This window comes from Bradyrhizobium zhengyangense, assembly GCF_022012435.1.
GTDB lineage: Bacteria > Pseudomonadota > Alphaproteobacteria > Rhizobiales > Xanthobacteraceae > Bradyrhizobium > Bradyrhizobium zhengyangense.
In genome coordinates, this window is sequence record NZ_JAKLUA010000032.1 from 21,490 (window position 1) to 32,181 (window position 10,692).

11 protein-coding genes are annotated in these 10,692 nt (G+C 63.8%); 8 read left to right on the plus strand and 3 right to left on the minus strand.

What is annotated here, in order from left to right; genetic code table 11:
* The first annotated feature begins 117 nt into the window (after positions 1 to 117).
* Genes L6637_RS39895 through L6637_RS39905 form a run of 3 tightly spaced genes read left to right on the plus strand, consistent with a single transcriptional unit; the run spans position 118 to position 2,906 of the window.
* On the plus strand, positions 118 to 1,167 hold the full coding sequence (locus L6637_RS39895; RefSeq protein WP_237867105.1) for an aromatic ring-hydroxylating dioxygenase subunit alpha: 1,050 nt from the start codon (positions 118 to 120) through the stop codon (positions 1,165 to 1,167).
* A 4-nt stretch (positions 1,168 to 1,171) separates the two neighbouring features.
* A complete protein-coding gene (locus tag L6637_RS39900; protein ID WP_237867104.1) occupies positions 1,172 to 1,918 on the plus strand; it encodes a GntR family transcriptional regulator in 747 nt (248 codons plus the stop codon).
* 7 nt (positions 1,919 to 1,925) lie between these two features.
* Positions 1,926 to 2,906 carry a PDR/VanB family oxidoreductase gene (locus L6637_RS39905; protein ID WP_237874169.1) on the plus strand — a complete coding sequence of 327 codons (981 nt, stop codon included), beginning with the start codon at positions 1,926 to 1,928 and terminating at the stop codon, positions 2,904 to 2,906.
* Positions 2,907 to 2,912: 6 nt separating this feature from the next.
* Here the strand turns inward: L6637_RS39905 and L6637_RS39910 are convergent, their stop codons facing one another.
* Together L6637_RS39910 and L6637_RS39915 are read right to left on the minus strand one after the other, a co-directional pair.
* Positions 2,913 to 4,874 carry a putative bifunctional diguanylate cyclase/phosphodiesterase gene (locus tag L6637_RS39910; protein WP_237874170.1) on the minus strand — a complete coding sequence of 654 codons (1,962 nt, stop codon included), beginning with the start codon at positions 4,872 to 4,874 and terminating at the stop codon, positions 2,913 to 2,915.
* 248 nt (positions 4,875 to 5,122) lie between these two features.
* Positions 5,123 to 5,488 carry a nuclear transport factor 2 family protein gene (locus tag L6637_RS39915; protein ID WP_237867100.1) on the minus strand — a complete coding sequence of 122 codons (366 nt, stop codon included), beginning with the start codon at positions 5,486 to 5,488 and terminating at the stop codon, positions 5,123 to 5,125.
* Between the two features lie 99 nt (positions 5,489 to 5,587).
* Between L6637_RS39915 and L6637_RS39920 the strand changes: the two genes are divergently transcribed.
* From L6637_RS39920 to hemC, 3 genes are read left to right on the plus strand one after another with little or no spacing between them, the layout of a single operon-like run.
* Positions 5,588 to 6,178, plus strand: a complete 591-nt coding sequence (locus tag L6637_RS39920) for a TetR/AcrR family transcriptional regulator (protein ID WP_237874171.1) — start codon at positions 5,588 to 5,590, stop codon at positions 6,176 to 6,178.
* A 51-nt stretch (positions 6,179 to 6,229) separates the two neighbouring features.
* On the plus strand, positions 6,230 to 7,855 hold the full coding sequence (locus L6637_RS39925) for a GMC family oxidoreductase (RefSeq protein ID WP_237874172.1): 1,626 nt from the start codon (positions 6,230 to 6,232) through the stop codon (positions 7,853 to 7,855).
* Positions 7,856 to 7,879: 24 nt separating this feature from the next.
* The gene (gene hemC / locus L6637_RS39930) at positions 7,880 to 8,860 is read left to right on the plus strand and encodes a hydroxymethylbilane synthase (protein WP_237874173.1); all 981 of its coding nucleotides are present in this window, start codon (positions 7,880 to 7,882) and stop codon (positions 8,858 to 8,860) included.
* A 124-nt stretch (positions 8,861 to 8,984) separates the two neighbouring features.
* On the opposite strand, the gene L6637_RS39935 is transcribed toward hemC, so the two are convergent.
* A complete protein-coding gene (locus tag L6637_RS39935) occupies positions 8,985 to 9,629 on the minus strand; it encodes a hypothetical protein (RefSeq protein ID WP_237874174.1) in 645 nt (214 codons plus the stop codon).
* On the opposite strand from L6637_RS39935, the gene L6637_RS39940 reads away from it, so the two are divergent.
* Positions 9,628 to 10,218: a Crp/Fnr family transcriptional regulator gene (locus L6637_RS39940; protein WP_237874176.1), complete on the plus strand. Its 591-nt coding sequence runs from the start codon at positions 9,628 to 9,630 to the stop codon at positions 10,216 to 10,218. The two genes, L6637_RS39935 and L6637_RS39940, sit on opposite strands and share 2 nt — an antisense overlap.
* Before the next feature lie 370 nt (positions 10,219 to 10,588).
* On the plus strand, positions 10,589 to 10,692 hold a 104-nt coding region (locus tag L6637_RS39945; protein ID WP_237874177.1), incomplete at its 3' end, for an alpha/beta fold hydrolase.

Below are 10,692 nucleotides of genomic sequence, written 5' to 3' on the forward strand. Positions count from 1 at the left end.
ATATTGTATACATTTTATCACGATTAGGTATTATGGTAAGCTAATTTTAGCCTTGATGGTCGTCTATCTCGCCTGTATTGTATACATAGCGCATACAACAGCCTTGGGAGACCGCCCATGACAAAACCCTTCCCCATGAACGCCTGGTACGCCGCCGCTTGGGACGCCGAGGTGAAGCCGGCGCTGTTGCCGCGGACGATCTGCGGCAAGCACGTCGTGATGTATCGCAAGGCCGATGGTTCGGTGGCCGCGCTGGAGGATGCCTGCTGGCACCGCCTGGTGCCGCTCTCCAAGGGCCGGCTCGAAGGCGACACCGTCGTCTGCGGCTATCACGGCCTGAAATACAATGCGCAGGGCCGCTGCACCTTCATGCCCTCGCAGGAGACCATCAACCCGTCCGCCTGCGTGCGCGCCTATCCCGTCGTCGAGCGTCACCGCTACATCTGGCTCTGGATGGGCGATCCTGCCTTGGCCGATCCGGCGCTGGTGCCCGACATGCACTGGAATCACGATCCGGCCTGGGCCGGTGACGGCAAGACCATCCGCGTGAACTGCGACTACCGTCTCGTGCTCGACAATCTCATGGACCTCACCCACGAGACTTTCGTGCACGGCTCCTCCATCGGCAACGATGCGGTGGCCGAAGCGCCGTTCGACGTCACCCATGGCGAGAAGACGGTCACCGTGACGCGCTGGATGTGCGGCATCGAGGCGCCGCCATTCTGGGCGAAGCAGCTCGGCAAGCCCGGTCTCGTCGACCGCTGGCAGATCATCCGCTTCGAGGCGCCGTGCACCATCGCCATCGACGTCGGCGTGGCGCCCACAGGCACCGGCGCGCCTGAGGGCGACCGCTCGCAGGGCGTCAACGGCTTCGTGCTCAACACCATCACGCCGGAGACCGAGAAGACCTGCCATTATTTCTGGGCCTTCGTCCGCAACTACCAGATCGGCGAGCAGCGTATCACCACCGAGATCCGCGAGGGCGTCTCCGGCATCTTCCGCGAGGACGAGCTCATCCTCGAGGCACAGCAGCGCGCGATGGACGAGAACCCGGATCGCATCTTCTACAATCTCAACATCGACGCCGGCGCGATGTGGATGCGCAAGCTGATCGACAAGATGGTGGCGAAGGAAAACGGACCGCAGCATCTGCAGGCCGCGGAGTAGGGGCATGGCCGAGGTCGACCGCTCCGTCTCGCAGACCGTGAAGGCGCAGCTCGCGCTGCGCGACCAGATATTGTCCGGATCGTTGCGTCCGGGCGAGCGCATCTCCGAGCTTCAGGCGGTGGAAACCACAGGCGCCTCGCGCACGCCGGTGCGCATGGCGCTGGTGCGGCTGGAGGAGGAGGGCCTCCTGGAGGCGATCCCCTCCGGCGGCTTCATGGTGAAGGCGTTCTCCGAGCGCGACATCTCCGATTCCATCGAGCTGCGCGGCACGCTGGAAGGCCTCGCCGCGCGCTTTGCCGCCGAGCGCGGCGTTTCCGCGCGCGAGCTCGAGCCGCTCAAGGAGTGTCTCGCGGCGATCGACGAATTGCTGCGGCAGGTGCCGATCTCGATCGAAGCCTTCTCGTCCTATGTCGCGCTGAATGCGCGCTTTCATGCGCTGCTCACCGAACTTTCGCGCAGCCCGCCGCTGGTCCGCCAGATCGACCGTGCCTCGGCGCTGCCGTTTGCCTCGCCGAGCGGCTTCGTGATGGCGCAGTCGGCGCTGCCGGAGGCGCAGCAGATCCTGATCATCGGGCAGGAACACCATCGCGTCGTGATCGATGCCATCGAGAACCGCGAGGGCGCGCGGGCCGAAGCGATCATGCGCGAGCACGCCCGGCTTGCCGTGCGCAATCTCCGCCTCGCGCTGCGCAATCGCACCCATCTCGACCTCTTGCCGGCGCTCGCGCTGATCAAGACCGCAACCGATTGAGGGCACCATGCGCTTCATCGAAACCTGGATTCCCGCAACGCTGGTCGCGACGCGCGATCTGTCGCCTGATATCCGCGAATTCCTGATCAGGCCCGACCAGTTCGATGGTGCCGCCTATCCGGTCGGCAGCCACATCAATGTCAGCGTCACCATCGACGGCCAGCCGGAGACGCGGTCCTATTCGCTGGTCGGTGAAGCGACCTCGCAAGGCTTCAGGATCGCGGTGCGCCGCGCCGAAGATTCCCGTGGCGGCTCGCGCTACATGTGGCAGTTGGCACCGGGCGCGCGGCTCGACATCACGCGGCCGGCCTCGCTCGTCGCGGTCGACTGGGAGCGCGAAAACTATTGCCTGATCGCCGGCGGCATCGGCATCACCCCGATCCTCGGCGCCGCGCAGGCGCTGGCGCGCCGCGGCGCTGATGTCAGGCTGCACTACGCCGTGCGCGGGCGCGCGGATGCCGCCTATCTCGATGACCTCGCAAGCCTGCTGGGCGACCGGCTGGTCGTCCATGCCAGCGATGAGAGCAAACGGCTCGATCTCGACGCCCTGTTCGCCTCGCTGCCGAAGGGCACGCTGACACTGTTCTGCGGCCCGATGCGCATGCTCGATGCCGCCCGCCACGCCTGGATCGGCGCCGGCCATCCGCTCGCGGATCTTCGCTACGAGACGTTCGGCTCCAGCGGCACGCTGCCGACCGAAACCTTTCGCGTGCGCCTGAAGGATTCTGACATCGAGCTCGAAATCCCGCGGGAGCGATCGATGCTCGATGTCCTCAACGCCAGCGGCTTTGAGGTGATAGCCGACTGCAAGCGCGGCGAATGCGGCCTCTGCGCCATCGACGTCGTCGCCGTCGACGGCGAGATCGACCACCGCGACGTCTTTTTCAGCGACCACCAGAAGCAGAGCAACGCGAAGATCTGCACCTGCGTCTCCCGCGCGCGGGGCACGATCACGGTGGATACGCTGCTGCGGGCGGATGCGGTCTGAGGATGTCTACGCCGCAAAAATCGCCCGAAGCTTCTTCGTATCCAACAGCGCCCGCACGGCATCGGCCGACACCGGTCGGCCGATCAGATAGCCCTGCACTTCGTCGCAAGCGATCTGCCTGAGATAGTCGAGCTGGTCGGCGGTCTCGACGCCTTCGGCGACGACCTCGATGTTGAGGTCGCGCGCCAGCGAGACCACCGATTTCACGATTGCGGCGCAGTCCGGCTGCACCAGCATGTCGCGGATGAAGGATTGGTCGATCTTGATGCGGCTGAACGGCAGCTTGCGCAAATAGGTCAGCGACGAGAAGCCGGTGCCGAAATCGTCCAGCGCCACGGTGGCACCCAGCTCCAGCAGCGCATTCAGAATCGAGGCGGCCGAGCTGTATTTCGACAGCAGCATCGATTCCGTGATCTCGATCTCGAGCCTGCGTGGGGCGACCTTCGCATCGGCCAGCGCCTGCACGATGGTCTGGAGAATACCGGTGTTTTGAAACTGCGCCGCCGAGAAATTCACGGCGACGCGGATGTCCTCCGGCCACTCCTTCAGCGTCGCGCAGGCGCGCCTGATCACCCATTCGCCGATCTCGTGGATCAGTCCGGTTTCTTCAGCGATCGGAATGAACTCGCTCGGCGGCACCAGGCCGCGCGAGGAATGCTGCCAGCGCAGCAGCGCCTCAAAACCGGTGATGCGGTTTTCGTCGAGATCGAGGAACGGCTGGAACACCAAAAACAGCTCGTCGCGCGCGATGGCGCCGGCGAGGTCCGCCTGCAGCGCCTTGCGGTCGCGCGAGACCTTGTCGTCCGCCTCCTCGAAGAAGCGGACCGTGCCGGGTCCGGCCTTCTTGGCGCGATAGAGCGCGGCGTCGGCGTTCTTCATGATATCGAGCGCCGTATTGCCGTCGCGCGGCACGAGCACGATGCCGACGCTGGTGGCGCCAACGAACTCGCAGCCCTCGATCAGGAACGGTTCCGTGAAGGCCGCGACGAAGCGCTCGGCGATCTCGAGCGCATCCTCGGGCCGCGTCAGATTGGCCATCACCAGTGCGAATTCGTCGCCGCCGATACGCGCGACGTGTTCGGCCGCGCGGGTGCAGCGTTGCAGCCGGCTTGCGACCTGCACCAGGAATTCGTCGCCGGCAGGGTGGCCGAAGCGGTCGTTGACCTCCTTGAAACGGTCGAGGTCGAGCAGCAGCACCGCGAACTCCTCGCCCGATAGCGCCAGCCGCCTCAAGGCGGCATCGAGCGTCTCGTTGAAGGCGACGCGGTTGGGCAGATGCGTGAGCGGATCCTGCCGTACCGTGCGCTCGGCCTCGATCTGCCGGATGACGCGCCGGGCGAAGTTGAACGAATTGACGAACACGCCGCGCAGCAGCACGCTGCCATAGACCACGACGAGGAAGGCGATCAGCAGGAAGGCGAGGTCGCCGTTTCTGCCGAGGCAAATCGCGATGCCGACGAAGATGGGAGCGGTGAAGGCGATGGCCGCGATCGGGATGGTGGCAAAGGCGAGCGCGCCGCCGGCCAGCATGCCCGAGCAAAGGCAGGTGATGACGAGCTGACCGCCGGTCGAGGCGTCCGCGAAGAAGGCGACAGGGACGATACCCCAGGCGATTCCGAGCACGAAGGCGTTGCGGACCAGCCGATGGATGGCCCGGCGGGAGACGAATTGCGGCTTCGTGATCCGGCGCGAGCCATGGGACTGCACGCCGAACGCGATCGCGGCGCTGGCGACGATGATCGCCCAGATCGCGGCGAAGGTCCGGTCGGGCGACTGCCACAGCGCGATCGCGAGCACCGTGGCATTGCAGGCATTGGCCAGCATGATGCCGACCGAATAGCCGAGCACCAGCGACATCTGTTCGGCGCGAATATGTCCGGCGACGGTTTCGTCGGTTGCGGGACCGCCAAAGGCTGACAGATCGCCGGCAAACAGCCGCGCGAAATAATTGGTCAGTTGAATCCGCATTCCAGAGCCTGCAGCAGCATCGGCCGTTTGTCCGGCTCGATCGGGAGAATTCGCCGCAAATCTTTGACGAACTATGAATTATCCCCGATTGCCGCGGTCGCCGCGACCACTTCTGCGTGTTCGATCGCGCATATCGATAACAAATCGATATAAATGCGGCGCCGTGCGTTACGGCTGTAACGGCGCGAAGAATGTACACCACTCATTCGGCTGTTATGCCGGGCGATGACAGCGGTGCGTTTGGCGCATCACCGCCCAAGCTGCTTCGGGTCGTAAAAGAACCTCTCCTCGATCAGCTTGTCGCCTTGCCAGGTCTGCCAGGCGATCTCCTCCAGCGTTCGTGTCACGCCTTCGGCGTTGGTGAAGCTGAAGATCCAGCGCGAGGCGACGTTATCGCCTTCGATCAGGCTCGGCCCGACGCGCACGGCCTTGACCTCTTTGGAAGCCGCCAGCACGCCACGCTCCTTGGCGACGAGATTGTCGCGGCCGACCGTTGGCGCGGCGTTGTTCTCATAGGTCGCGGCATCGGGCGTGTAGTACTGCTCGATAGCTTCGACGAACTCCCCGTCCTCCAGCCGCCTTGCAAAGGCTTCAACGACGTCACGGCTCGGCATGGACCACCTCGCATTAAAACCGACTGCTAGTCGGTAAATACCGACCGATAGTCGAAAAGTCAACTGGTGGGGCGGAGTGAATTCGATTAGACCAAATTCATGGCCAAACAAGCGGAGCGGCGAGCAGCAACAACAGAGGCGATTCTGACGGCGGCGCGCCGGCTGTTCGGGACGCAGGGCTTTGCCGCCACCACCATGGACGAGATCGCCGAAGGCGCCGGCATCGCCAAGGGCGCGGTCTATCATCATTTCAAGACCAAGGAAGCCGTGTTCGAGGCGGTGTTCGACCTGGTCTCGCGCCATCTCGTCGTCGAGATCGACAGCGCCGCGCGGGCCGAGAAGGACGTGCTGGCCGCCATGGTCGCCGGCACGCAGCATTACTTTGCCGCGACCGCCAAGGGTCCGACCGGCCAGATCATCTTGCGCGACGGACCTGCCGTGCTCGGCTGGGAGCGCTGGCGCGAGATCGATGCAAAGCACTTTGGCGGCAAGATGCCGCGTGCGATTGCCGCTGCCATGGAGGCCGGCCTGATCGCAAAGCAGCCGGTCGAGCCGCTGGCGCGGCTGCTGCTCGGCGCAGTCACGGAGGCCGCAGTCGCCTGCGCCGGGCGCGCCGATATCGCAAGGGCAGGCGCGGAATATGCCCGTGCGTTCAAGTCGCTGGTCGAGGCGCTGCGTCTGGGCGCATGATTGTGGTAGTGACGAAACGGAAACGCCCACGCCAACAAGAAGAAACAGCGCATGAACGCAACTTCGTCCCTCACGCCATCAGATCCTGAGTTCGATTACATCATCGTCGGCGCCGGCTCTGCCGGCTGCGTGCTCGCGAACCGGCTCTCGGCGAGCGGCAAGCACAGCGTGCTGCTGCTCGAGGCGGGCCCGAAGGATTCCAACATCTGGATCCACGTGCCGCTCGGCTATGGAAAGCTGTTCAAGGAGAAGTCCGTCAACTGGATGTACCAGACCGAGCCGGAGCCCGAGCTGAAGGGCCGGCAGGTCTTCCAGCCGCGCGGCAAGACGCTGGGCGGATCGAGCTCGATCAACGGCCTGCTGTATGTGCGCGGCCAGCACGAGGATTACGACCGCTGGCGCCAGCACGGCAATGCCGGCTGGGGTTATGACGACGTGTTGCCCTATTTCAAGAAAGCCGAGAACCAGGCGCGCGGCGCCGATCAATATCACGGCACCGGCGGGCCGCTGCCTGTCTCCAACATGGTCGTGACCGATCCGCTGTCGAAGGCCTTCATGGATGCCGCAGTCGAAACCGGTCTGCCCTACAATCCTGATTTCAACGGCGCCACCCAGGAAGGCGTCGGCCTGTTCCAGACCACCACCCGCAACGGCCGTCGTGCTTCGACGGCGGTCGCCTATCTCGGCCCTGCGAAGACCCGCAGCAATCTCAGGGTCGAGACCGAGGCGCTGGGCCAGCGCGTGCTGTTCGAGGGCCGCCGCGCCGTCGGCGTCGAATATCGGCAGAGTGCAACCGTGCGCCGAGCCCGCGCGCGCAAGGAGGTCGTGCTGTCGAGCGGTGCCTATAACTCGCCGCAGCTGTTGCAGCTCTCCGGCGTCGGCCCCGCCGATCTCTTGCGCAAGCACGGCATCGATGTGGTGCTCGATGCGCCGGGCGTCGGCCACGATCTCCAGGACCACATGCAGGTCCGCATCGTGATGAAATGCTCGCAGAAGATCACGCTCAACGACACCGTCAACAATCCGCTCCGCCGAACGCTGGCCGGTGCGCGCTATGCGCTGTTCCGCAAGGGCTGGCTGACGATCGCGGCCGGCACCGCAGGCGCGTTCTTCAAGACCAATCCGCGGCTCGCTTCGCCCGACATCCAGGTGCACTTCCTGCCGTTCTCGACCGACAAGATGGGTGAGAAGCTCCACGACTTCTCCGGCTTCACCGCGTCGGTGTGCCAGCTCCGGCCCGAAAGCCGGGGCTCTTTGCGCATCCGAAGCGCGGACCCGACCGTGCCGCCCGAAATCCGCATCAACTACATGTCGACCGAGACCGACCGCACCACCAATGTCGAAGGCATCAAGATCCTGCGCAGGATCCTGAATGCGCCGGCATTGAAGCCGTTCGTGGTCAGCGAGTACGATCCCGGCACGAAGGTATCCACGGACGCCGAAATCCTGGATTATTGCCGGGAGCGCGGCAGCACCATCTACCATCCGACCTCGACCTGTCGTATGGGCAACGACGCGCTCTCGGTGGTGGACCAGCGGCTGAAGGTGAAGGGGCTCGAGGGCCTTCGCGTCGTCGACGGCTCGATCATGCCGGACCTCGTGTCGGGGAACACCAACGCGCCGATCATCATGATCGCGGAGAAGGCGTCCGATATGATATTGCAGGATGCGCGTTAATTCGCGGCTCGAAAGGACAATGGCTTGGCTACGCGACTGAAGATCGGCACCCGCAAGAGCGCGATGGCGCTGGCGCAGACAGAAGAGATTGCGCGCCGCCTGACTGCGGCCGTGCCCGGTCTCGACGTCGAGATCGTCAAGTTCGACACCACGGGCGATCTCGACCAGACCAGCAAGCTGTTGCCGCACGGCGGCAAGGGCGGCGCCTTCGTCGCGCAGATCCGCGCTGCCGTGCTCGCGGGCGAATTGCAGGCCGCGATGCATTCGCTGAAGGACATGCCCGGCAACGAGGACACGCCGGGCCTCGTCATCGGCGCGACCTTGTCGCGCGATCCGCCCGGCGATGCGCTGGTGTTGCGCGCCGGTGTGACGCTGGAGGCGCTGCGCCAGTCCCGCGGCAAAGGCTTCAAGATCGGCACCAACGCCGTTCGTCGCGCGGCTTATGCGCGGCGTCTGTTTCCGGATGTCGAAGTGATCCACTTCCGCGGCGCCGCCGACACGCGCGTGCGAAAGCTCGATCATCGCGAGATGCAGAAACTGCCCGACGGCGGCGCGGTCGGGCCGGCCGATGCGTTGATCATGGCGCGCTCCGGCCTCGATCGCGTCGGGCTCGCCGATCGTATCGCCTACGAGTTCACCGCGGCGGAGATGCTGCCCGCGGCAGGGCAGGGCATCGTGGCGGTCGAATGCGCAGCGCGGGACTGGCCAACGCGACAAATCCTGTCATCGATCGACGACCCCGCCGCGCACGCCTCTGCCGATGCCGAGCGCGAGGTGCTGTGGGTGCTGAACGGTCACTGCAATTCGCCGGTGGCCGGTTTCTCGACCATCTCAGGCGATCAGATGTCGCTGACCGCCTCCGTACTCGACCTCTCCGGCAACACCATCATCGAAGCCTCGTGCACAGGTCCTGCGAACCGGCCGCGCGAGCTCGGCCGTGCCGTGGGACTGGATCTGCTCGGCAAGGGCGCCGCCGAGATCATCGAGCGCAGCCGGCCGCGCTAGGCCGTGCGCCCACGAGTTCAAGAGCATCTGAGATACGCGGATAGCGCGCAAGCGCGATATCAGCTCAGGGTCGCAAGCTGACGAATGGCGCAATGGGCCGTAGGCCAGACATTCGGCCGTGTCGTCAGCCGTGCGGATGTTCGCCCTTGGCTACCATCAGGTGATGCTGCTGGTGATGCATCCCGCGTGTCATGGTGCCAATGAAGCCAAGCGCCTTCAACTTATCCATATCCTGCGGCGGCACGCGGACTTCAAAGATGGAACCCTCGTCAGTGTCCTTCGCGACGAAGTGCCAGCCACCCACGCCGTCCATGGTTGCCGCGTGTGCTGACGTCATTCGCCGGATGGAATCGCGGACGGCACCGTTACCCGTGACGACAAATTTCATCCCACCATCGATTGCTTCGTTGCTGACATGGGCTGCCAGAGTGACGTTATTCATGTCGATCAGGTGCTGGCGTAGGGCTTCGATGTTGACCTTCGACCAATCCGTTTGCGGATCATCTTCCAGAATTTGAACGATCTCCTGAATTGCTGCGAAGGCGGACTGTCCCGGCTCGGTCGGCGCTCGGGTGCCTTTGTGCGCATCCGTTTCGTTGATGCTCCCACTGTGCATCATCTGCATATGGTTCATCATTTGCGTCTGGCCCATCGGCATGGGCTTACCGGACATACTCTCGCCGCGCATCGAATGTTGGTGCTGTTGCTCAGGCTGCTGGGCCAGTGCTGCCATTGGAAGGAGCAAAAGTGCGAATGCGAGCAGGCGCATGGAGGACTCTCCTGTTAAGGCATCTTGCCACAGCGGTCGTTTCAAGAACATGATTGCTATCATGTTCTCCGATCTTGCCCCGCTACTGAACGGCCTCGACCGACGCCAATTAGGCTTTCAGCCCGGCGAGACTGTATTCCGCCAGGGGGACCCGGTCCGGTATATCTTCATTGTGACCGGCGGGGCTATCGACCTGGTGCGACATCAGGCGTCCGGAGCTTCACTTGTGCTCCAGCACGCTGGACCGGGGACAATGCTCGCGGAGGCGTCAATCGATTCCCCGACATATCACTGTGCCGCAGTCGCGGTTTCGAGTTCAACAGCCTGGGCCGTCTCGAAGAGAGAGTTCCTGACCCGCCTCGCGCAAAACCCCACACTTGCATTGGCTCTCATCCGACACTTCGCTCATGAGCTTCAAAATGCGCGCTTCCACGCGGAGATCTTGTCCATGAAAACCGTTGCCGAGCGCCTCGATGCATGGATTGCGTGGCGCGGTGCTCTCCCATCCAAGGGGCAGTGGGTGCGCCTTGCTGCCGAACTGGGTGTTAGCCCCGAGTCGCTGTATCGCGAAATCGCCAAGCGCAACTAGCCATACCCCTCTTGGCGGCTGCGAGGACCAGCGGCCGAAGGTCCGCAACGGGGTCAAAGGCTGCCCTCGGCAGCCGCCATGGTGCGGAGAACGCATCCGAGACGATTAAGGCCGCCTCAGTTGGCGGCCTCTTTCGTATGTCCAATACGTATTGCGTCCCGAAAATCCTGCGAACGTGAAACTCGTACTCATTCTTATCGCGCGATACTTGAGCGATGCCTTTATAATGGATGGTATCGCCTCTCTGCTGAACTAAGCATTTTGACCACCTAATCGACGACTGGTCCTCCTGATTTAACGGGATCATCGCTGGTACGCCGCGCCAGCGAGCGATGACTCTCGTCCGCGGCTAATCTAAAGGAATGGAACAATGCCCACGATCACGACGACAGACGGGGTAAACATCTTCTACAAGGACTGGGGCTCAGGCCAGCCGATCGTTTTCAGCCACGGCTGGCCGCTGACAGCGGACGA

What these genes read in the sequence shown, in the direction of transcription:
- L6637_RS39895 (WP_237867105.1), top strand. Translation starts at nt 118, where the DNA reads ATGACAAAACCCTTCCCCATGAACGCCTGGTACGCCGCCGCTTGGGAC.
- L6637_RS39900 (WP_237867104.1), top strand. Translation starts at nt 1,172, where the DNA reads ATGGCCGAGGTCGACCGCTCCGTCTCGCAGACCGTGAAGGCGCAGCTC.
- L6637_RS39905 (WP_237874169.1), top strand. Translation starts at nt 1,926, where the DNA reads ATGCGCTTCATCGAAACCTGGATTCCCGCAACGCTGGTCGCGACGCGC.
- L6637_RS39910 (WP_237874170.1), bottom strand. Translation starts at nt 4,874, where the DNA reads ATGCGGATTCAACTGACCAATTATTTCGCGCGGCTGTTTGCCGGCGAT.
- L6637_RS39915 (WP_237867100.1), bottom strand. Translation starts at nt 5,488, where the DNA reads ATGCCGAGCCGTGACGTCGTTGAAGCCTTTGCAAGGCGGCTGGAGGAC.
- L6637_RS39920 (WP_237874171.1), top strand. Translation starts at nt 5,588, where the DNA reads ATGGCCAAACAAGCGGAGCGGCGAGCAGCAACAACAGAGGCGATTCTG.
- L6637_RS39925 (WP_237874172.1), top strand. Translation starts at nt 6,230, where the DNA reads ATGAACGCAACTTCGTCCCTCACGCCATCAGATCCTGAGTTCGATTAC.
- L6637_RS39940 (WP_237874176.1), top strand. Translation starts at nt 9,628, where the DNA reads ATGGAGGACTCTCCTGTTAAGGCATCTTGCCACAGCGGTCGTTTCAAG.
- L6637_RS39935 (WP_237874174.1), bottom strand. Translation starts at nt 9,629, where the DNA reads ATGCGCCTGCTCGCATTCGCACTTTTGCTCCTTCCAATGGCAGCACTG.